Consider the following 20,945-nt stretch of genomic DNA (forward strand, 5'->3'; position numbering starts at 1 on the left):
AATTGGTTCGGTGTGCGTACGACGGGTTGTTCTCTGACGGGCGGTGCGGATGACGTATTTCGAAAAAGACGCGATCGTATCCGGTATCGGCATTTCCCGGATCGGCCGCCGTACCGGCATCCCGGGGCGCGACCTGACCATGGAAGCGGTGCGCGCCGCGATCGCCGACGCCGGCTTGGCGCCCGCCGACATCGACGGCATCGCGACGCTGGGTGATACCCCGGCCGAAGAGGTCAATGCCGAACTGCGGATCGAGGCGGCGGACTGCGGCAGTGGGTTTGGTACCGGCGGACTGCTGAGCCCGGTGATGTCGGCCTGCCGCGCGGTGTCCGAGCGCCGAGCCCGGCATGTGGTGGTGTACCGGACCATCCAGATGCTGGGCGGCACAGTGCCGGTCAAGCAGGAGGAAAACGCGCCCGCTCCGCCGCTGGCGCGGATGTTCGAAACACCGGAGGGCGCCGAGAAACCCGCCGTAGGCGCGATGGACGATGTCAACGATCTTGTTGCGGCCCAGGCATATTCGGCGGCGAACTGGCTGGCGCTGAACTGTCGTCGTCACATGGAGCTGTACGGAACCACCAAGGAACAGCTGGGTTGGCTGGCGCTGAACGGCAGGCGCAACGCCGCGCTGAATCCGCTTGCGGTGTACCGCGAGCCGATGACGATGGCCGACTACCTGGGGGCACGGCTGGTGTCCACGCCGTTCGGGCTGCTGGACTGCGACGTGCCGATCGACGGGTCGATCGCGGTCGTCGTGTCCAACGCCGAGTACGGCCCTGATTGCCCGCACCGGCCGGTGCGCGTGGAGGCGATCGGCGGGTCCGACGGCGCCGGTGGCTGGTTCCACCGCGACGACTATCCGAAGATGGCGATGTCGGACGCCGCCGCGCAGATGTGGTCACGCACCGAGTTGAAGCCCACCGACCTCGCCGTCGCCGAGCTGTACGACGGCTTCACCTACCTCACCATGGCGTGGCTGGAGGCCCTGGGGATTTGCGGCGACGGCGAGGCCGGCCCGTTCGTCGAGGGCGGCACGCGGATCGCCCGCGACGGGCAACTTCCGCTGAACACCTACGGCGGCCAGCTGTCGGCCGGGCGCATGCACGGCTACTGGGCCCTGCACGAAGGGTGTCTGCAGTTGCGCGGCGAAGCGGGGGAGCGGCAGGTGTCGCGGCGTCCCGAGGTCGGCGTGGTTTCCGTGGGCGGGGGTCCGGTCGCGGGTTGCATGCTGCTCACCTGCTGAGAATGCCCGTGGGAGTGCAGTATTGAGCTTCAGGTAGGACCCGCACCGCCCGTCGGCGGAGCCAAGAAGCTGGGCTCGACGATTGCCCGCGATATCGAGGCGGACATCGTTCGCCGCGGCTGGCCGGTCGGGGAATCATTGGGTTCCGAACATGCGCTGCAACAGCGCTACGGCGTCAGCCGGTCGGTGTTGCGGGAGGCCGTTCGCCTCGTCGAGCACCATCAGGTGGCCCGGATGCGGCGCGGACCGGGCGGCGGCCTGCTGATCAGTGAACCCGACGCGGGGCCCGCGACGCGCGCCGTGGTCATCTATCTCGAATACCTCGGCGTGACGCTGGCTGAGCTGCTCAACGCGCGGCTGGTCCTCGAGCCGTTGGCGGCCTCGCTTGCGGCCGAGCGGATCGACGAAGCCGGCATCGAACGGCTGCGGGCGGTGCTGCGCGCGGAACAACAGTGGCGGCCGGGTCTGCCGGCGCCGCGCGACGGATTCCACATCGCGCTGGCGGAGCAGTCGAAAAACCCGGTCCTCCAACTGTTTATCGACGTGTTGATGAGGCTCACCACCCGCTACGCGCTGCGGTCGCGGACCGACTCGGCAGCCGACGCCATCGAGGCGCTCGACTACATGCACAACGACCACTTCGACATCGTTGCCGCGGTGACAGCCGGCGATTCAGCGCGCGCCAAGACGCTGTCCGAGCGCCACGTCGAAGCGGTGAATGCCTGGCTGCAAGAGCATCACCCGCGCGAAGGACGCACCGCGCAAACCGGCCGCCGGCGTGAGCCGGCCGACGGGGAAGTCCCGCGCGCCAAGCTGGCGGAGGTGGTGGCGGCCGCCATCGGCGACGAGATCGGCTCCGGCGGCTGGGAGGTCGGATCGGTGTTCGGCACCGAGACGGCCTTGCTGGAGCGCTACCGGGTGAGCCGCGCCGTGTTACGCGAAGCGGTGCGACTGCTCGAATACCACTCGGTCGCGCAGATGCGCCGCGGACCCGGCGGCGGGCTGGTCGTGACCAAACCCCATGCGCAAGCCAGCATCGACACGATCGCGCTGTATCTGCAATTCCGACAGCCGAGCCGCGAAGACCTGCGCTGCGTCCGGGACGCGATCGAGATCGACAACGTCGCCAAGGTCGTCAGACGGCGCGCCGAACCCGAGGTGGCTGCCTTCCTGCGCGCCCACCGGTCCGCGCTGGACGGCACCCCGGGCGCCGCCGATGACGCGCGCCACGCAACGTCGGAGGAATCGCGGTTCCACATCGGGCTCGCGCAACTGGCCGGCAACGCGTTGCTGGACCTGTTTTTGAGGATCATCGTCGAGTTGTTCCGCCGGCACTGGTCTAGCACCGGACAGGAGCCGCCGTCCCGCGACGACGTCGTAGCCGTCGAACACGCGCACTTGCGGATTCTCGACGCGATCGCGGCCGGCGATGACAGCTTGGCGCGCTACCGCATTCGTCGTCATCTCGATGCCGCCGCCTCCTGGTGGCTGTGACGAACATCCACGTTCCGAAACGGGTTTGTGACCACTTTCCTGCATAGGGAACGCGCGGGAGGGGTACTGGCATGGGTAATGGGGCGCGGGGATACGGAGAGGGCCTGTCCGGCCGGGGGTTGGCATTGGCGATGGAAAGCGGGAGCGCCGAAATGATCAAGGGCACGGAGAACGAGCGTCAAGGCTTCGTTCATTCCGCGCTCCTGTACCACTCGCAACGGGAGTACCTGGATGCGGTGGTACCTTTCGCGCTCGAAGGTTTGGCGATGGACGAGCCGGTACTGGTAGCGGTGCCCGGCGAATACCTGGGCTTGCTGCGCGACGCGCTGGGCGGCGAGGGCCCGACGGCGGGGCTGCAGCTGATCGACGTCGCCGAAGCGGCGCGTAACCCCAGCCGCTTTCTCGCGCTGGAGGGCTCCTTTGTCGAGGAGAACGGCGACCGGCGCGTGCGCATTGTCAGCCAAGTCTGCTGGCCGGAGCGCAGCGCGGACGAGTTTTCGGCCTGCAAGCAGCACGAGGCGCTGGTCAACAGCGCATTCGAAGGACGCCAGCTGAGCGCGCTGTGTCTTTTTGACGGGGAACGGCTTGACGACGATGTGCTGGCGAGCGCACGTGCGACGCATCCGCTGCTGTGGAAATGCGGTTCACTGCAACACAGCGCGGACTACGCGCCGGATGACGTACTCGCGCAATGCAATCAGCCGCTACCCGCAAATCCGGGTGCCGTAACCTACATGGTCCGTAAGTCCGCGGACCTGCGCCCGGCGCGGTCGTTCGCCGTCAACTACGCCGGGTGGGTCGGCCTTTCCCAGGACGGCATCGAAGATCTGCAATTGGTGGCCACCGAGCTGGCCACCAATAGTTTGATGTACACCGATGGCGCCTGCCGGCTGGCCTTCTGGCGCGACGCCGACCACCTGGTGTGCGAGGCGCGCGACAACGGGCGCCTCGACGATCCCCTGGTGGGGCGCCTGGACCCCGGACCCACCGGCCCGGCCAGCCGCGGATTGTTCCTGGTCAATGCCATCTCGGATCTGGTCCGGACCCACACCGCGAGCACCGGAACCACGATTCAGGCCTATCTGCGGCTGGATCCTTCGGCCGAGCCGATCAGCTGAAACGGAAGACGGCCCGCCAGGAACCGAGGTTCCCGGCGGGCCGCCTGCCCGAACGGTTAGAGACCTAAAATCCCGCCGACGGTGCCCAAGAGCCCGCCTCCGCTGGAGCCGCCAAGAACGCCGCCGCCGCCGGCGCCACCCGCCGCCGTGGAGCATCCCGTCGGCAATATCAACATGGCGGCCACCCCCAGGGCGGCTGCGCTGGCCTTGAGTGTTTTCTTGGTGGATTGCGACTTCATGTCTTGCCTTTCCGAGAGGGGACATCCTGGCCGTTTACGACCAGTGCAAGGCCCGACTACCCCCTGTTAAACACATGTAAACCGGATTTCGTGATCTTTTTCACGCCCAGTTTTGTCATATGTCAACTGGCACAACACAATACAGAAAGTTGCCGCGATAGCGACGCTGAAACGGCGTTCACGCAATAGCAAACTTGCGGCGGCAGCGCAATGGCTGCCGTCGGATTGCTCTTTTGGGTCCTGTTACAGCGGGAGGTTGATGGTCAACCCGCCGTCGCCGCCTGCGCCGCCCACCGCCGTCGAGCATCCCGTCGGTACTACCAACACCGCGACCACCCCTGCCGCGGCCGCGGCAACTTTGAGGACTTTCTTGGCGGTCATCGACTTCATCGTCGTGCCCTTCCTCTAGGGAGATACGCAGCCGCTCGTGGCTGCAGCGCGGAGGGGATAGCCGCGCTTCGACACGGGTAAACCTGTTGATCGCTCAGTTTCCGCTGCCGCCACCCGTTCCCATGCGGCGGAAAACCGGGTCGGCACCAGCAGCACTTCGATCAGCCCTCTCGCCACTGCCACCGTGTCGAGCGCCTCGGTCGACTTCATCGTCGCTGCCTTTCATGAAGGATTAAGCGACGGGATAGCCACTATTCGACATGTGTAAACCTATGTCAGGGCATTTGGTTGAGCGCCACGCAACGTTTACGGCTGACCAGGGCAGCCGTAGTTCTAATTCGCGGTTGGCCGTCTTGTTTGGTGCCGGTCAGGGACGTGCCGAGAGATGTCGGGGTTCGCCAGTTGCTCCCGAATCCGACTTTTAACGTGCGTGGTAGCGCATCAGGGGATCATCGGCGGGATGGCGCCGCCGACCGCAGCGCCGCCGCCCGTTGCACCGCCCTCTGCACCACCGGTGACGGTACCGCCGACGGTCGAGGACCCGCATCCTGCCATCAGCGTCACGACGATCAGCGCGGCCGATGTGGCCAGTACCTTCCTGCCACGTGTCATCAGAAACCCCTCACCTGGAAGTTGTTTCACTGGTGTCCAATATTAGCTGGAAGCGAAGTGAACGGCCTCCGAACAAGGATCGAATACTCATCGTCGTGGCGTAGCTCCTGGGCGTTGGACACGGCGAATTTACCTCTCTGCCAACGCTTCAACGAATGCTCGTCGGTTGCGGCGTCGCTGTCCCGCGTTGAGTCGGCCGATAAGTCCGGCCGCGGTCAGGACAGTAGCTGGCGAAGCGTGTTCTGAGTTGGGGCGTTGGGGTGACTGCCCTGGTCGACAAGCGCGGCGGCGATGGATCATCGCAAACCCCGGGACACGCTGCCCGAAATGAAGTTGCACCGATGGGCGGGCGGCGTCTAGTGTCGCGCTCGTGCGTCTTCTCAAGAGTGCCGTAGTAGCCAGCACCCACAGCGGGGTCTGATCCAGACCGACCCCCCGCTGTGGGTCGGAAGCTACTACCGTCGGCCGCTCCTTTTGACCAGAGAAGACCGACACAATGCCTCTTACACAGCCCCTTTCCAGGCCCCGCTGCCGTCCGGAGCCGAAGCCCACAGGCGTTCCTGCGCGCCGGCGTGACGCCAACGCGTGGTTCGGCGATCATTTCGGGGTTGCCCTGCCGCGCGGCCTGCGCGAACAAGCCGGCGCGATGACGTGGGAAAACTTCGTGACCGCCTACGGCCAGGCCGCCGGTCCGCTGCGGCTAAGACAATGGGTGTGCGCCGACACCGAGCGACCCACGGGACGCCTCGGTCCGCAAGCCCGCAATTTCCGGGCGATGATCGCCGTCGGCGATCACATCAGCACCTCGACCGCGGCGGCCAGCGGACCGATCGCCGCACTCACCTCGATGCTGCACGAGCGCGGGATCGCCATCGAGACATTGAAGTTTCATCAGATGGCTTCGGACGGGTGCACCGCCACGTTCATCTGTGGCAGCGATGGCCTCCATGCCGAATGGGCGGTGGGCCTATCCGGGGATCCGACGCAGTCGGCGTTGCGCGCGCTGATCGCGTGCGCGAATCGGTTGCTGGCCTGACCTCGCGGGTGCTCGAATTCACAGTGGGCGCAACACAATTGGCATGCCGTCTTTCGGAACGGGCATGCCGCCGTAGTCCCACTCGCACTTGTAGCCGGGGCGGGGTGGCTCCAACCGGTAGCGGCGCAGCAGGCGATGCAGGATCGTCTTGATCTCCAACTGCCCGAACGTCATTCCGATGCACTTGTGGGCGCCGCCGCCGAACGGCGTGAACGCATAGCGGTGCCGCTTGTGCTCGTTGCGCGGTTCGGTGAACCGCTCCGGGTCGAATTTAAGTGGGTCCGTCCACAATTCGGGCAGCCGGTGATTCATTCCCGGGTAGGCGATGACGTTGGTGCCCTTGGGGATGTAGTAGCCCAGCAGGTCGGTGTCGCGGACCGTCTGCCGCATGGCCCACTGCACCGGGGTCACCAGCCGGATCGACTCGTTCATCACCAGGTCGAGTGACTCCAGCTTCTCCAGCGACTCGATGTCGACCGGGCCGTCGCCGAGGCGGTCGGATTCCTCCCGGCAGCGCTGTTGCCACTCCGGGTGCTGCGCCAGGTTGTAGGCCATGGTCGTCACCGTCGACGTCGACGTGTCGTGCGCGGCCATCATCAAAAAGATCATGTGGTTGACGATGTCCTCGTCGGAGAACTTGTTGCCGTCCTCGTCTTCGGTGCGACACAACACCGACAGCAGGTCGTCGCCCTGGGTGGCGCGCTGTTCCTTGACCCGCTCGCGGAAGTAGTTCTCCAGCAGCTCGCGCGCCTTGAGTCCGCGCCACCAGGTGAACGGCGGCACCGAAGTGCGGATGATCGCGTTGCCCGCGCGCGTGGTGATCGCGAACGCGTTGTTGACCTTGGTCACCAGCTCGTGGTCGGTGCCCGGCTCGTGACCCATGAACACCATCGACGCGATGTCGAGCGTGAGCGTCTTCATCGCCGGGTAAAGCAGGAAGCGCGCGTCGTTGGCCACCCAGTCGTTGGCGATCGTCTGCGACACGACCTTGTCCATCTGTTCGACGTAGCTGACCAGCCGGGAGCGGACGAAGGCCTCCTGCATGATCCGCCGGTGGAACATGTGCTCTTCGAAGTCGAGCAGCATCAGGCCCCGGTGGAAAAACGGGCCGATCACCGGCACCCACCCCTGCTGGGAGTAGTCCTTGTTGCGGTTGGAGTAGATGACCTGGGCGGCGTCCGGGCCCAGGGCGGCGATGCCCGGCAGCACCGGCGAGTCTCCGAAGACCACCGGGCCCTTGGTGTTGTAGAGGTGCATCAGGTAGTCGGGTCCGCCCCGCAGCATCTCGATGATGTGCCCGATCACCGGGAGTCCCGCGTCGCCGACGGCCGCCTTGAGGCCGCTGCCCGGCGGTGGATCGGCGAGTTTCCGCTCCGGGAACTGGGTGTTCAGCAGCTTGCGTTCGATCATCCCCATGCCGGGGAAGTTGTTGATCGACGGCGTGAACCGGCGCTTTGCCTGGTCGAGCAGGTAATGCGGCGTGCTGATGGTGGCGGGCATGGACGCTCCTTTCCGAACCCAGGGCTGGTGACATCCGTCACTTGCCACTATCCTTCGGGACAAAGTTGACGGCTGTCAAGTTTGCTTTTGGAGCGGCGTGGTGCAAGGTCAGGGGATGAGCAGCCACGCGGAGCCGGGCGAGCCGGCCACGCGGCGACGCGGCGACAAGCACCGCCAAGCGATCATGCAGGCAGTGCGGGAACTGCTGCAGGAGCGGCCGTTTGCTGAGCTGTCGGTCAGCACCATCAGCCTTCGGGCCGGGGTGGGCCGATCCGGGTTTTACTTCTACTTCGACTCCAAGTACGCGGTGCTCGCGCAAATCGTGGCCGAGGCCACCCAGGAGCTCGAAGAACTCACGCAGTTCTTCGCCCCCCGTCGGCCCGGCGAGTCACCCGAGCAGTTCGCCAAGCGGATGGTGGGCAGCGCCGCGGCCGTCTACGCGCACAACGACCCCGTGATGGCGGCCTGTAACGCCGCCCGCTACACCGACGTCGAGATCCGGGGCATTCTCGAGCAGCAGTTCGAGGTGGTGGTGGGCGAAATCGTGGCGATCGTCGACGCCGAGATGAAGGCCGGGACGGCCAATCCGATCAGCGATGACATCCCGACGTTGGTGCGGACCCTGACCGGTACCACCGCGCTGATGCTGACCGGTGACCCGGCATTTATCGGCCGGGCCGACGACGACATCGACCGTCGCGTCCGGCTTCTCGAGCAGTTGTGGCTGAACTCGTTGTGGGGCGGCCGCCGCGGATAACGCGGACCAGCCGTTACCGGCGGTATCGTCACCACCATGGCGCAGAGGGGACCCGCGCGGTATTACGCGGGGAAGCGCAGCCTGATCACGGGGGCGGCCAGTGGCATCGGCCGAGCTACCGCGTTGCGGCTGGCGACGCAGGGGGCGGAGTTGTTCTTGACGGACCGCGACGCCGACGGGTTGGCCCAAACCGTGGCCGACGCCCGGGCGCTCGGTGCGCAGGTGCCGGCGCACCGGGTGCTGGACATCTCCGACTACGACGAAGTCGCGGCCTTCGCAACCGACGTCCATGCCACCCATCCGAGCATGGATGTCGTGATGAACATCGCCGGGGTTTCGGCCTGGGGGACCGTCGACCGGCTGAGCCACGAGCAGTGGACCAAGATGGTGGCGATCAATCTGATGGGGCCGATCCACGTCATCGAGACGTTCGTGCCCCCGATGGTGGCGGCTCGCCGCGGCGGGCATGTGGTGAACGTGTCGTCGGCGGCCGGGCTGGTCGCGCTGCCGTGGCATGCCGCCTACAGCGCCAGCAAGTACGGCTTACGCGGCCTGTCCGAGGTGTTGCGCTTCGACCTGGCAGCCCACCGCATCGGGGTCTCGGTCGTGGTGCCCGGAGCCGTGAAGACACCGCTGGTCGACACGGTCGAGATCGCCGGCGTCGACCGCGAAGACCCCAGGGTCAGCCGGTGGGTCGATCGCTTCAGCGGTCATGCGGTGTCGCCGGAACGGGCCGCCGAGAAGATCCTGGCCGGGGTCGCGAAGAACAGATACCTGATCTACACGTCGCCGGACATCCGGGCGCTGTACGCATTCAAGCGGCTGGCCTGGTGGCCCTACAGCGTGGCGATGCGCCGGGTGAACGTCATCTTCACCCGGGCGCTTCGGCCTAGCCCGGTGACGATGCAGGCCGCGCAGCGGCCTGAGGAGGAGGCGGGCGATCAGCCCTAGCCCGGTGACGATGCAGGCCGCGCAGCGGCCTGAGGAGGAGGCGGGCGATCAGCCCTAGCCCGGTGACGATGCAGGCCGCGCAGCGGCCTGAGGAGGAGGCGGGCGATCAGCCCTAGCCCGGTGACGATGCAGGCCGCGCAGCGGCCTGAGGAGGAGGCGGGCGATCAGCTCTAGCCCGGCGCAATCAGGCCGGCATGACCAACTCGAGTCGCACCCCGAGTAGTCGGACCGGACGGTCGAGTTCGAACAGATCCAGGACGTTGCGCGCGGCGGCGACGATGGCGTCGGCATCGGTGGTCGGCGACGGCAGCTTGCGAATCTTGGTGCGGGTGTAGAAGGTCGCGGTGCGTACGGTGACCGCCACCCGCGTGACGACGCGCCCGGCCGCCGTGACTTCCTCCAGGGCTCGACTCGCTAATTCTGTTACGGCCGAATCCATTTCGGTGCGATCGGTGAGATCGCGCGGGAACGTGACGACGTGGCTGCGCGAGCGCGGCACCCACGGCTCGGCGCTGACCTCCGAGTCGCCGCCGCCCTTGGCGAGCAGCAGCAGCCACAGGCCGGTACGCGGCCCGAAGGTGGACGTCAGCAGCTCGGCATCGCTATGGGCCAACTCTCGTACAGTGGTGATATCCAGCGCCGCAAGCTTTTTCGCTGTCTTTGGACCCACCCCCCACAGCGCGTCGACCGGACGATCGGCCATCACGTCCATCCAGTTCGCGTCGGTGAGGGTATAGACGCCGCCCGGTTTCCCGAAGCCGGTGGCCACCTTGGCCCGCTGTTTGTTGTCGCTGATGCCCACCGAGCAGGATAGCCCTGTTTCCGAAAAGACAACGGTGCGAATCTGTTCCGCGACTTCGGTGGGGTCGTCCGTCGTCACCGACACGTAGGCTTCGTCCCATCCCCACACCTCCACCGGGTGCCCCAGATCGCGCAGCAGTCCCATCACCGCCTCGGAGGCCTCGTCGTAGGCGGCCGGATCCGACGGCAAGAAGGTGGCGTCCGGGCAGCGCCGCGCGGCGGTGCGCAGCGGCATGCCGGCGTGCACCCCGAACTTGCGGGCTTGGTAGGAGGCGCAGGTGACGACCTTGCGCGCTTCGGTGGGATTGCCGTTGCCGCCGACGATTACGGGCAATCCGGCCAGCTCGGGATGGCGGCGCAGCTCGACCGAGGCCAGGAATTGGTCGAGATCGACGTGCAGCACCCAGCTCGGCGTCGGCACGGCCATGTCGGTCAGATCACCGCCCACATAGCTTGCGCGCCAGGCTTTCCCAGGCGTCGCCCAGGGTCTCGAGGGTGTGGCCACCGTAATCCAGTTGGTGCTCAACGTAATCCACGTCCAGCAGGGCCAGCAATGCGTCGGTCTGGACATCGAGATCACCGCTGGTGTCGGCCGTCTGCAACAAAACTCGTACATGGGTGCGCTGCACCGCCGCGGCCCCGACGTGGCGGGTCAGCGGCTCACCCTTGGACGCCGACAACAGCGCGTGGTGGGTGTGCACGAAGCGCAGCCGTTCCCGGCCGAACGCCACCAGTCGATCCATGGGCGGTGCGTCGGGCCCCAGCGGCGGCGGGCCGAACAGGAAGGCCTGCTGGCTGGCGCGCTCGTCCTCGTCGAGCAGCACCATCATCAGGCCGGCCCGACTGCCGAACCGGCGGAACAGCGTGCCCTTTCCGACACCGGCGGCCGCCGCGACGTCGTCCATCGTGACCGCATCCGCGCCGCGCTTGGCGACCAGGCGCCGGGCCGCCCGCAGCAACAGCTCACGGTTGCGTGCGGCGTCGCCGCGTTCCGGAGGCAGCTCCCGCGGAGCCGACACGGGCAACTCGCCCAACCTTTCGACACCGCTCACTACTGCACTTTAACGCGGCCGGAATAAAACGGACTATAGTCCGTTTGAGTCGTGCAAGGATGTAGACCATCAACCGAAGGGAAACGAAACAGTGGCAGAGATCAAAGTCTTGGCGTTGGTTGGCAGCTTGCGTGCCGGATCGATAAACCGCCAGATCGCGCAGTTGGCGGCTGACGTGGCTCCCGACGACGTCACGGTGACCGTGTTCGAGGGGCTGGGCGACCTGCCCTTCTACAACGAGGAAATCGACGACGCGATGAACGCCGAGGCGGGCCCGCTGGCTCCGGTGGCTGCGTTGCGCGCCGCGGCGGCGGAGGCGGACGCGGCGCTGGTCGTCACTCCGGAGTACAACGGCAGCTACCCGGCAGTGGTCAAGAACGCGATCGACTGGTTGTCGCGGCCATTCGGTGACGGCGCGCTCAAGGACAAGCCGTTGGCGGTGATCGGCGGGGCTTTCGGGCGCTATGGCGGAGTCTGGGCGCACGACGACACCCGCAAGTCGTTCGGTATCGCCGGCGCGCGGGTGGTGGACGCGATCAAGCTGTCGGTGCCGTTCGCGACCCTGGAGGGCAAGGCGCCCGCCGAGCACGCCGAGCTGGTGGCCAATGTGCGCGACGCGGTCGGCAAGCTCGCGGCCGAGGTCGGCTGAATTTGGCGGTATCCAACAAGCCTCCCACTGTGTGACCAGCAGCATTCGAAGAAGTTAATAGCCAAAGCCGCCAGCTCCTGCTGGCGGCTTTGCTAGCGGCGGGTAGGCACGCCCGCGGCGCCCTGGCTGTCGGTGGCCGCTGCTATACCAATACGCATGCGCGTCCCGGACCGGGTTTGTGACTTGCGACACGCCGGGGCGTGGCGGCACGACAGCGCTTACGACCAGGGAATTTCAGAATTGTTATTCAGAACATCTTGTATCTGCCCATCTTGTCACCCACTAGGTGTAGTGTTTGGCGAGCCGGCAGACCCCAGGTTCACCAAGCCAGCACGGCGCGGTGAAGCACCCGGAATCGGCTCGAACGGTCCGAAGCAGGCGCTTCGCCCGGACAGTCGCAGGACGGGAATGTTGGGGCTTGGCGGATCGCTGAAGATAACGGCGATGTAGTGCCCCAAGCAGTTGCCAGTCCATGACAAAGTTTCCGATCTTCCTTCCCCGCAGAGGAGCGGCTTCCATGAGCATCACCGTGTACACCAAGCCGGCATGTGTGCAGTGCAGCGCCACCTACAAGGCGCTGGACAAGCAGGGCCTCGCGTACGAGACGGTCGACATCAGCCTGGACAGCGAGGCCCGTGACTACGTGATGGCATTGGGTTACCTGCAGGCTCCCGTCGTGGTGGCAGGAGATGCCCACTGGTCGGGCTTCCGGCCGGATCGCATCAAGGCGCTGGCCGGAGCCGCGCTGAGCGCCTAGGGCAGTAGATGAGCAAGTGAGGAGGTTGCGGTGCCATGGATAGCGCGCAGCGCAACCTGGATTGGATGAGTGAAGACCCGCAGCCGCCGGGCTTGCGATCGTCACTGGTCTATTTTTCGTCGGTGTCGGAGAACACCCACCGGTTCGTGCAGAAGCTGCGTGTTCCCGCCACCCGAATCCCGCTGCATGGCCGCATCGAGGTCGACGAACCGTACGTATTGGTATTGCCAACGTACGGCGGCGGCAAGGCCACTCCCGACATCAACAACGGTGGCTATGTCCCCAAGCAGGTCATCGCCTTTTTGAACAACGAGCACAACAGGTCGTTGATCCGCGGCGTCATCGCCGCGGGCAACAACAACTTCGGTGCCGAATTCGCCTACGCGGGCAACGTGGTTTCCCGCAAATGTGGCGTGCCCTACCTCTACCGCTTCGAACTGATGGGTACCCCGGACGACGTGGAAGCCGTCCGCGCGGGCTTGGAAGAATTCTGGAAGGACCAGACGTGCCACCAACCGTCACTGCAGAGCCTGTAACCACCGGAGCCCACGCGTTGCCGGGGGAGACCGACTACCACGCGCTCAACGCGATGCTGAATCTGTACGACGCCGACGGCAAGATTCAGTTCGACAAGGATCGCGAGGCCGCGCATCAGTACTTCCTGCAGCACGTCAACCAGAACACGGTCTTCTTCCACAATCAGGACGAGAAGCTCGACTACCTGATCAAGGAGAACTACTACGAGCGTGAGGTGCTCGACCAGTACAGCCGTAACTTCGTCAAGACGCTGCTGGACCGGGCCTACGCCAAGAAGTTCCGGTTCCCGACCTTCCTCGGGGCCTTCAAGTACTACACCTCCTACACGCTGAAGACGTTCGACGGGAAGCGCTACCTCGAGCGCTTCGAGGACCGGGTCGTGATGGTCGCGCTGACGCTGGCCGCCGGCGACAACGCGCTGGCCGAAAAGCTCGTCGACGAGATCATCGACGGCCGGTTCCAGCCGGCCACCCCGACGTTTTTGAACTCGGGGAAAAAGCAACGCGGTGAGCCAGTAAGCTGTTTCCTCCTTCGCATCGAGGACAACATGGAGTCGATCGGGCGCTCGATCAACTCCGCGCTGCAGCTGTCCAAGCGCGGCGGCGGAGTTGCGTTGCTGCTGACCAACATTCGCGAGCACGGCGCGCCGATCAAGAACATCGAGAACCAGTCCTCGGGTGTCATCCCGATCATGAAGCTGCTCGAGGACTCGTTCTCCTATGCCAACCAGCTGGGTGCGCGCCAGGGCGCCGGCGCGGTGTACCTGCACGCGCACCACCCCGACATCTACCGGTTCCTGGACACCAAGCGCGAGAACGCCGACGAGAAGATCCGGATCAAGACGCTGAGCCTCGGTGTGGTGATTCCCGACATCACCTTCGAGCTGGCCAAGAAGAACGAGGACATGTACCTGTTCTCGCCGTACGACGTCGAACGCGTCTACGGCCTGCCGTTCGCCGACATCTCGGTGACCGAGAAGTACTACGAGATGGTCGACGACGCGCGCATCCGCAAGACCAAGATCAAGGCCCGTGAGTTCTTCCAGACGCTGGCCGAGCTGCAGTTCGAGTCCGGCTACCCGTACATCATGTTCGAGGACACGGTGAACCGGGCCAACCCGATCGAGGGCAAGATCACCCACTCGAACCTGTGCTCGGAGATCCTGCAGGTCTCCACGCCGTCGGTGTTCAACGACGATTTGTCCTACGCCAAAGTGGGCAAGGACATTTCGTGCAACCTCGGGTCGCTGAACATCGCCAAGACGATGGACTCGCCGGACTTCGCGCAGACGATCGAGGTGGCGATCCGGGCGCTGACCGCGGTGAGCGACCAGACCCATATCTGGTCGGTGCCCTCAATTGAGCAGGGCAACAACGAGTCTCACGCGATCGGACTGGGGCAGATGAACCTGCACGGCTACCTGGCTCGCGAGCGGATCATGTATGGCTCCGAGGAAGGTATCGACTTCACCAACATCTACTTCTACACCGTGCTCTACCACGCGCTGCGGGCGTCGAATCGCATCGCGATCGAGCGCGGCACCAAGTTCGGCGGCTTCGACAAGTCCAAGTACGCCTCGGGTGAGTTCTTCGACAAGTACACCGAGCAGGTGTGGGAGCCGAAGACCGAGCGGGTGCGCCAGCTCTTTGCCGAGGCCGACATTCGCATTCCGACGCAGGAGGATTGGCAGCGGCTCAAGGAGTCGGTGCAGGCGCACGGCATCTACAACCAGAACCTGCAGGCCGTCCCGCCCACTGGGTCGATCAGCTACATCAACCACTCGACCAGTTCGATCCACCCGGTGGCGTCCAAGATCGAGATCCGCAAGGAAGGCAAGATCGGGCGGGTCTATTACCCGGCGCCGTACCTGACCAACGACAACCTGGAGTACTACCAGGACGCCTACGAGATCGGCTACGAGAAGATCATCGACACCTACGCCGCGGCCACCCAGCACGTGGACCAGGGTCTGAGCCTGACGCTGTTCTTCAAGGACACCGCCACCACCCGCGACGTCAACAAGGCGCAGATCTACGCCTGGCGCAAGGGAATCAAGACGCTGTACTACATCCGGCTGCGGCAGATGGCGCTGGAAGGAACCGAGGTCGAGGGCTGCGTGTCCTGCATGCTGTAGACACTCGGCAGCCAGTCTGCGCAGGTCAGCGCCTACAGCGGCGTAAGGTGCTTTAGGTGGTGAGAATGCCCCGACCCGCCAGACCGCACCCGAGCGTGAAACCGGGGGCTAAGGTCGACGCGCGCAGCGAGCGCTGGCGCGAGCACCGCAAGAAGGTGCGCGGCGAAATCGTCGAGGCGGCGTTCCGCGCGATCGACCGCCTGGGGCCCGAGCTGTCCGTGCGGGAGATCGCCGAGGAGGCCGGCACCGCCAAGCCGAAGATCTACCGCCACTTCCACGACAAGTCCGACCTGTTCCAGGCGATCGGCGAGCGGTTGCGCGACATGCTGTGGGCGGCGATCTTCCCGTCGATCGACCTGGCCAACGACTCGGCCCGCGAGATCGTCCGGCGCAGCGTCGACGAATACGTCAACCTCGTCGACGAGCATCCGAACGTGCTGCGGGTGTTCATCTCGGCGCGCTCCGGAGCGACCACCGAGTCGACGGTGCGCACCCTCAACGAGGGTCGTCAGATCACGTTGACGATGGCCGACATGTTCGACAACGAACTCAAGGACTTCAAGCTCGACCACGCCGCCTTCGAACTGGCCGCACACGCCGCGTTCGGATCGGCCGCGTCCTCGACCGAGTGGTGGTTGGGCGAACCCGGCAGCCCGCGCCGCATGCCGCGCGACCAGTTCGTCGCCCATCTGACCACGATCATGATGGGGGTCATCGTCGGCACCGCCGAGGCGCTGGGCATCGCGGTCGACCCCGATCAGCCGGTCCACAGTGCCGTGCGAAGCAATCCCGCGGCCAGCTGAGGACCAAAGGCCCGTTGACATCATCCGGGCTTTCGTCAAGACTCGGTCCTACCCGATACCCTGGGTACCGGGTATCTGCGTAGCCAGCCGGGGGTAGACACCGAGTGCACCCGCTGACGCGCGAGCTGTTAGGCCAATAGAAGGACCGATCCACCGTGACCGATGCATTGACACAAATCGAGCCGACCAAGGCGCACCAGCCGGTGCATACCCGCGCGCTGATCATCGGGACGGGGTTCTCCGGCCTGGGCATGGCGATCAAGCTGCAAAGCCAAGGTGTGGACTTCGTCATCCTGGAGAAGGCCGACGACGTCGGCGGCACCTGGCGCGACAACAGCTACCCGGGGTGCGCCTGCGACATCCCGTCGCATCTGTACTCGTTTTCCTTCGAGCCCAAGCCGGACTGGAAGAACCCGTTCTCCTACCAGCCCGAGATCTGGGACTACCTCAAGGGAGTCACCGAGAAGTACGGGCTGCGCCGCTACATCGAGTTCAACTCGCTCGTCGATCGCGGCCACTGGGACGACGACGAGCACCGCTGGCATGTGTTCACCGCCGACGGGCGCGAATACGTCGCCCAGTTCCTGATCTCGGGCGCCGGCGCGCTGCACATCCCGTCGATCCCCGAGATCGAAGGTCGCGACGAATTCCGCGGTCCCGCTTTCCATTCCGCGCAGTGGGACCACAGCGTCGATCTCACCGGGAAACGGGTGGCGATGATCGGCACCGGCGCCAGCGCGATCCAGATCGTGCCGGAGATCGTCGGGCAGGTCGGCGAACTTCAGCTCTACCAACGCACTCCGCCGTGGGTGGTGCCGCGGTCAAACCCGGATCTCCCGGTTGCGCTGCGCCGGGCCATGGAGAACGTTCCCGGGCTGCGGGCGCTGGTGCGGCTGGTCATCTACTGGGGGCAGGAGGCGCTGGCATTCGGCATGACCAAGCGGCCGAACGCGCTGAAATTCATTGAGGCGTACTGCAAATACAACATCCGCCGCTCGGTGAAGGATCGCGAGCTGCGCCGCAAGCTGATCCCGAACTACCGCATCGGCTGCAAGCGCATCCTGAACTCGTCGACGTATTACGGGGCGGTCGCCGACCCGAAGACCGAACTGATCACCGACGGGATCAGCCGGATCACACCCGACGGGATCGTGACGGCCGACGGCACCGAACGTCCGGTCGACGTGATCGTCTACGGCACCGGCTTTCACGTCACCGACTCCTACACCTACGTCCAGATCAAGGGCCGCCACGGCGAGGATTTGGTCGACCGCTGGAACCGGGAGGGCATCGGCGCGCATCGGGGGATCACCGTCGCCGAGATGCCCAACCTGTTCTTCCTGCTCGGTCCCAACACCGGGCTGGGGCACAACTCGGTGGTCTTCATGATCGAGTCCCAGATCCGCTATGTCGCCGATGCGATCAAGAAGTGCGACAAGTTCGGCGCGCAGGCACTGGCGCCGACGCGCGCGGCGCAGGACAAGTTCAACGATGAGCTGCAGGACCAGCTGAAAGGCTCGGTGTGGAACACCGGCGGCTGCAGCAGCTGGTACCTCGACGAGCACGGCAAGAACACCGTGCTGTGGGGCGGCTACACCTGGCAGTACTGGCGGGAGACCCGCTCGGTCAAGCCCGACGAGTATCAGTTCTTCGGCGTGCGCAGCGGCTCACGCGCCATCCGCGCGGTGGCCGGTGCGAGCTGAGCTCCGCCGGACAGGCATAACCCCAGGCTATTCACCAAATCGTCTTCGTCTGGGACACTGGGACGGATGAGCGCCTATCAGACTGTCGTAGTCGGCACCGATGGCTCCGAGTCGTCGCTGCGTGCGGTGGACCGCGCGGGTGTGATCGCTGCTGAATACGGCGCGAAATTGATCGTTGCGACGGCACACCTCCCCGTGTCCGAGGAGAAGGGCCGCTACGCCATTCCGCCGGGCAGTGACCACGGTCAGGACTACCGGACGGTGGGCGAGGCCCCGTACTACGCAATCCTGCGGGAAGCCGCGATTCGAGCGCGCAAAGCCGGGGCCAAGGACGTGGAAGAGAAGTCGGTGGTCGGGGCCCCCATCACCGCGCTGGTGAACCTGGCCGACGAGGTCAGTGCCGACCTACTGGTCATCGGCAACGTCGGACTCGCCAGCGTCGCCGGGCGACTGCTGGGATCGGTCCCATCGGAAGTCTCCCGCAAGGCCAAGACCGACGTCCTGATCGTGCACACCTCCGACTGACGCATTAAGCCGTTGCGGCAGTGGGCTGTTGGCTGGCGTCTTTGGCAAAGGACCGCAGGTTGGCGCGCACGATCCGGTCCAGCACCCGGTCGGAGACGAGGCGGCTGATCCGCACCAGGATCGCGGCATCACGCCCGATCGTGTAGCGAGTGCGCGGGCGAGATGCGGTGGCCGCCTTGGCGATGACCTGTGCGGCGTGCTCGGATGACACACCAGTCTCGGTGAACGAGTGAGCCTGCGCCGTGACGGCCGCCGTCAGGTCGCCATAGCGTGCCAGTTGGGCGGCGGTCATGTCGGCCTTCAGTCCCTCCGCGGTGGCGATGCCCCTTTCGACCATCTCGGTTTTGACCGCGCCGGGTTCGACGACGACGACCTTGATGCCGAGCTTTGCGACCTCGCGCCGCAGGGCATCGCTGACCGCCTCGAGCGCGAACTTCGAACCGGCGTAGGCACCGTAGGTCGGCAAGACCACCTTGCCGCCGACGGAGCTGATGTTCACCACGGTGCCCGAGCTGAGCAGCAGGGCCGGCAAGAGCGCCTGCGTCATCGCGATGTGACCGAACAGATTGACCTCGAACTGCTTGCGCCACTGGGCAATCGGCAAGGCTTCGACCGGCGCGTTGATCGCGATGCCGGCGTTGTTGATCAGGGCCCGCAGGGGCCGGCGCAGCGGATCGCGGGCGACGCGGTCCGCGACCGCGGCCACGTCGGATTCCATCGTGATGTCGAGGATCACCGGCTCTAGCCCCTCAGGCCCGCCGGCCACTAACGCGTCGGCGTCGGCTTCGCGGCGTACCCCGGCAAGCACGTGAAAACCTCTGCGGGCCAGTTCTTTAGCCGTTGCCGCGCCCATCCCCACCGAAGCGCCGGTCACGACGATCAGCTCCTGACGGTCGGCGTGATTCGAGGAATGCATGGCGGTCTCCATTTCGACGGACGAGCCTTTGAGTTGACGTTGTTAACTGAAGCTAGGCGCTTGAGTTGACAATGTCAACTGGGGTGCTGGCTTATGCTCGGCGAGTGACGTCACGAGCGGAGAGTGCTGCGGCAACACGCCGCTCGCTGCTCGAGGCCGCCGAGGTATTGCTCGACCGCGGCGGCGTCGAAGCCGTCACGCTGCGCGAGGTGGGCGCTCGGGCCGGCGTTTCGCACTCGGCGGCGTATCGTCACTTCGCCGACAAGGAATCGCTGCTCGCGGTCCTGGCCACGAACGCGTTGAGCGAATTGGGCGATCTACTCGAGGCCTTGGTCAACAGCGATGACTCACCCGAGGAGTCGTTGCGCTCCGGTCTGCTCTCGCTGATCAACCTCGGCCGCACCCGGCCGCACCTGTACCGGTTGATGTTCACTCCGCCGGCCGGTGACCCGACCGATGCGATGCGGGTGGCCGAACGCGCGCAGGATCTGTTTCTCGACGTGGTGGGTCGCATCACGGGTCCGCAGCAGGCTCGTCGCTACGGGGCGCTGTTGTTGACCAGCGCCCACGGCATCACCGGATTGGACCTCAGCGGTCACATGGATTTGGACAAGTGGCACACCAATGCCGAGGAACTCGTCGACACACTTATTTCGGTGTTGCCCAAACCTTGAGCAGGTCGGCGAAAGCCGCTGCGGCCGCATCCACGCCGGCATCGTCGTCGGTGGCCACCAGGTCGAGCAGCAGTCCCCGGGTGACGGCCAGTCCGAGTCTGGCCATCGCCGGGTCGAACGCGTCGCCGGCCACCGCCTCGGCGGCGTCCAGCCACCCGCTGACCGCGTTGGGAACCATTCGGGCGAAAGGCTTTTCGCCCTGTGCGGCGCGGGCATAGCACTCGAAGAACAGGCGCTCCAGCCGGCGTAGCTCGGGCCGGTGCAAGTCGGCCCACATGGCGGCAAAGCCGTCGGCGGCATCGGTGGGTAATTCGGCGAGCTGACCCATCTGGCGGCGCTCGACCTCGTCGACGACGGCCAGCAGCAGCTCCTCTCGAGACCCGAAGTGGTGCAGCAACATTCGATGGCTGGTGCCCACAGCGTCGGCCACCTCGCGCAGTGAGCGGTCGCCGATGCCGCCGTCGGCGAACTCGTCGATCAGCGCGTCGAGCAGTTGGCGGCGCCGAGCCAGGTCAGGCGTGCGAACCATTGGCGCGGCTGAGCTGCTCCGATCGAGCCTTGAGTCCCTGGGCTTCCAGCTCGAGAAAGCGCCGCGTCTTCTTGATCATCAGCCGCCCGACGAGCGCCCCGAGCACGCCGCTCTGGTCGAGTTCCTGGCGGACCAGGGTGCGGAAACCGCGGCCGGTCACATAGTGGCGCGCGGTCACCATCGAACCGGGCGCGCGTTGTACCCAGGTCCAGGACTTGCCCGGGTCGAGCTCGGTGACTTTCCAGACCAATTTCTGCATGCCGGGCTGCTTGATCGCGAAGCGCTTGCCGACGGCGAGGCCCGGCCCGTCGAGTCCGACCAGCGACGTCACCGAGGCGGTCCAGTCCGGCCAGTGCTCGACGTCGCTGAAGACGTCCCAGACCAATTGCCGCGGCGCGTCGATCTCGATACTGTCTTCGGTAAACATGTACCAAATGGTACATCCAGCGGAGGGCGCTGCAAAGGGTCATCGAGATCGACGCCAGAGCGCAAGACTGCGAGTGCCTGTCGCGCTGGGTCGGTCTC

23 protein-coding genes are annotated in these 20,945 nt (G+C 65.6%); 14 read left to right on the forward strand and 9 right to left on the reverse strand.

The window, feature by feature from the left end; translation table 11 throughout:
• The first annotated feature begins 49 nt into the window (after positions 1-49).
• From BN973_RS09990 to BN973_RS10000, 3 genes are all read left to right on the forward strand, one after another.
• A complete protein-coding gene (locus BN973_RS09990; protein WP_036467801.1) occupies positions 50-1,243 on the forward strand; it encodes a thiolase family protein in 1,194 nt (397 codons plus the stop codon).
• A gap of 21 nt (positions 1,244-1,264) precedes the next feature.
• On the forward strand, positions 1,265-2,737 hold the full coding sequence (locus BN973_RS09995) for a FadR/GntR family transcriptional regulator (protein ID WP_036467803.1): 1,473 nt from the start codon (positions 1,265-1,267) through the stop codon (positions 2,735-2,737).
• 152 nt (positions 2,738-2,889) lie between these two features.
• Entirely contained in the window at positions 2,890-3,855 is a 966-nt protein-coding gene (locus BN973_RS10000) for a sensor histidine kinase (RefSeq protein ID WP_036472239.1), read from the forward strand.
• A 482-nt stretch (positions 3,856-4,337) separates the two neighbouring features.
• Here BN973_RS10000 and BN973_RS31010 read toward each other — a convergent pair whose 3' ends face one another.
• The 3 genes from BN973_RS31010 to BN973_RS10010 form a co-directional block, all read right to left on the reverse strand.
• Positions 4,338-4,484, reverse strand: a complete 147-nt coding sequence (locus BN973_RS31010; RefSeq protein ID WP_156959167.1) for a hypothetical protein — start codon at positions 4,482-4,484, stop codon at positions 4,338-4,340.
• 15 nt (positions 4,485-4,499) lie between these two features.
• Positions 4,500-4,694, reverse strand: a complete 195-nt coding sequence (locus tag BN973_RS31015; RefSeq protein WP_139830337.1) for a hypothetical protein — start codon at positions 4,692-4,694, stop codon at positions 4,500-4,502.
• Positions 4,695-4,925: 231 nt separating this feature from the next.
• Positions 4,926-5,096 (reverse strand): hypothetical protein, encoded by a 171-nt coding sequence (locus tag BN973_RS10010; RefSeq protein WP_156959168.1) that lies wholly within the window; start codon positions 5,094-5,096, stop codon positions 4,926-4,928.
• Positions 5,097-5,592: 496 nt separating this feature from the next.
• On the opposite strand from BN973_RS10010, the gene BN973_RS10015 reads away from it, so the two are divergent.
• Positions 5,593-6,132 carry a 2-isopropylmalate synthase gene (locus BN973_RS10015; RefSeq protein ID WP_051641203.1) on the forward strand — a complete coding sequence of 180 codons (540 nt, stop codon included), beginning with the start codon at positions 5,593-5,595 and terminating at the stop codon, positions 6,130-6,132.
• Positions 6,133-6,150: 18 nt separating this feature from the next.
• On the opposite strand, the gene BN973_RS10020 is transcribed toward BN973_RS10015, so the two are convergent.
• Positions 6,151-7,632, reverse strand: a complete 1,482-nt coding sequence (locus BN973_RS10020; RefSeq protein WP_036467810.1) for a cytochrome P450 — start codon at positions 7,630-7,632, stop codon at positions 6,151-6,153.
• A gap of 115 nt (positions 7,633-7,747) precedes the next feature.
• Here BN973_RS10020 and BN973_RS10025 point away from each other — a divergent pair, with 115 nt between their 5' ends.
• Both BN973_RS10025 and BN973_RS10030 read left to right on the forward strand, forming a co-directional pair.
• Entirely contained in the window at positions 7,748-8,389 is a 642-nt protein-coding gene (locus BN973_RS10025; protein ID WP_036467812.1) for a TetR/AcrR family transcriptional regulator, read from the forward strand.
• Positions 8,390-8,425: 36 nt separating this feature from the next.
• Entirely contained in the window at positions 8,426-9,340 is a 915-nt protein-coding gene (locus tag BN973_RS10030; protein ID WP_036467814.1) for an SDR family oxidoreductase, read from the forward strand.
• Positions 9,341-9,524: 184 nt separating this feature from the next.
• Here the strand turns inward: BN973_RS10030 and BN973_RS10035 are convergent, their stop codons facing one another.
• Positions 9,525-10,568, reverse strand: coding sequence for a DNA polymerase IV (locus tag BN973_RS10035; RefSeq protein WP_036472240.1), 1,044 nt, complete (start codon positions 10,566-10,568; stop codon positions 9,525-9,527).
• A gap of 10 nt (positions 10,569-10,578) precedes the next feature.
• Positions 10,579-11,193, reverse strand: coding sequence for a TetR/AcrR family transcriptional regulator (locus BN973_RS10040; protein WP_036467815.1), 615 nt, complete (start codon positions 11,191-11,193; stop codon positions 10,579-10,581).
• A gap of 91 nt (positions 11,194-11,284) precedes the next feature.
• Between BN973_RS10040 and BN973_RS10045 the strand changes: the two genes are divergently transcribed.
• The 7 genes from BN973_RS10045 (at position 11,285) to BN973_RS10075 (ending at position 18,301) form a co-directional block, all read left to right on the forward strand.
• On the forward strand, positions 11,285-11,842 hold the full coding sequence (locus BN973_RS10045) for an NAD(P)H-dependent oxidoreductase (RefSeq protein WP_139830336.1): 558 nt from the start codon (positions 11,285-11,287) through the stop codon (positions 11,840-11,842).
• 517 nt (positions 11,843-12,359) lie between these two features.
• The gene (locus BN973_RS10050; RefSeq protein WP_036467817.1) at positions 12,360-12,599 is read left to right on the forward strand and encodes a redoxin NrdH; all 240 of its coding nucleotides are present in this window, start codon (positions 12,360-12,362) and stop codon (positions 12,597-12,599) included.
• 65 nt (positions 12,600-12,664) lie between these two features.
• Entirely contained in the window at positions 12,665-13,135 is a 471-nt protein-coding gene (nrdI, locus tag BN973_RS10055) for a class Ib ribonucleoside-diphosphate reductase assembly flavoprotein NrdI (protein ID WP_051641563.1), read from the forward strand.
• Positions 13,105-15,270 carry a class 1b ribonucleoside-diphosphate reductase subunit alpha gene (gene nrdE, locus BN973_RS10060; RefSeq protein WP_036467818.1) on the forward strand — a complete coding sequence of 722 codons (2,166 nt, stop codon included), beginning with the start codon at positions 13,105-13,107 and terminating at the stop codon, positions 15,268-15,270. Before nrdI ends, nrdE begins: the two co-directional genes overlap by 31 nt.
• 65 nt (positions 15,271-15,335) lie before the next feature.
• A complete protein-coding gene (locus BN973_RS10065; protein WP_036467820.1) occupies positions 15,336-16,073 on the forward strand; it encodes a TetR/AcrR family transcriptional regulator in 738 nt (245 codons plus the stop codon).
• Positions 16,074-16,228: 155 nt separating this feature from the next.
• Positions 16,229-17,776, forward strand: a complete 1,548-nt coding sequence (locus BN973_RS10070; RefSeq protein ID WP_036467822.1) for a flavin-containing monooxygenase — start codon at positions 16,229-16,231, stop codon at positions 17,774-17,776.
• A gap of 66 nt (positions 17,777-17,842) precedes the next feature.
• On the forward strand, positions 17,843-18,301 hold the full coding sequence (locus BN973_RS10075; RefSeq protein ID WP_036467823.1) for a universal stress protein: 459 nt from the start codon (positions 17,843-17,845) through the stop codon (positions 18,299-18,301).
• 4 nt (positions 18,302-18,305) lie between these two features.
• Here the strand turns inward: BN973_RS10075 and BN973_RS10080 are convergent, their stop codons facing one another.
• Positions 18,306-19,217 carry an SDR family NAD(P)-dependent oxidoreductase gene (locus BN973_RS10080; RefSeq protein WP_051641564.1) on the reverse strand — a complete coding sequence of 304 codons (912 nt, stop codon included), beginning with the start codon at positions 19,215-19,217 and terminating at the stop codon, positions 18,306-18,308.
• A gap of 104 nt (positions 19,218-19,321) precedes the next feature.
• Between BN973_RS10080 and BN973_RS10085 the strand changes: the two genes are divergently transcribed.
• The gene (locus BN973_RS10085) at positions 19,322-19,891 is read left to right on the forward strand and encodes a TetR/AcrR family transcriptional regulator (RefSeq protein ID WP_036467824.1); all 570 of its coding nucleotides are present in this window, start codon (positions 19,322-19,324) and stop codon (positions 19,889-19,891) included.
• Here the strand turns inward: BN973_RS10085 and BN973_RS10090 are convergent.
• Together BN973_RS10090 and BN973_RS10095 are read right to left on the reverse strand one after the other, a co-directional pair.
• Positions 19,866-20,420, reverse strand: a complete 555-nt coding sequence (locus BN973_RS10090) for a TetR/AcrR family transcriptional regulator (RefSeq protein ID WP_036467826.1) — start codon at positions 20,418-20,420, stop codon at positions 19,866-19,868. The genes BN973_RS10085 and BN973_RS10090 overlap by 26 nt on opposite strands.
• On the reverse strand, positions 20,404-20,847 hold the full coding sequence (locus BN973_RS10095) for an SRPBCC family protein (RefSeq protein WP_036467828.1): 444 nt from the start codon (positions 20,845-20,847) through the stop codon (positions 20,404-20,406). The genes BN973_RS10090 and BN973_RS10095 overlap by 17 nt, the downstream gene beginning before the upstream one ends.
• Between the last annotated feature and the right edge of the window lie 98 nt (positions 20,848-20,945).

This window comes from Mycobacterium triplex (genome assembly GCF_000689255.1).
Classification (GTDB): domain Bacteria; phylum Actinomycetota; class Actinomycetes; order Mycobacteriales; family Mycobacteriaceae; genus Mycobacterium; species Mycobacterium triplex.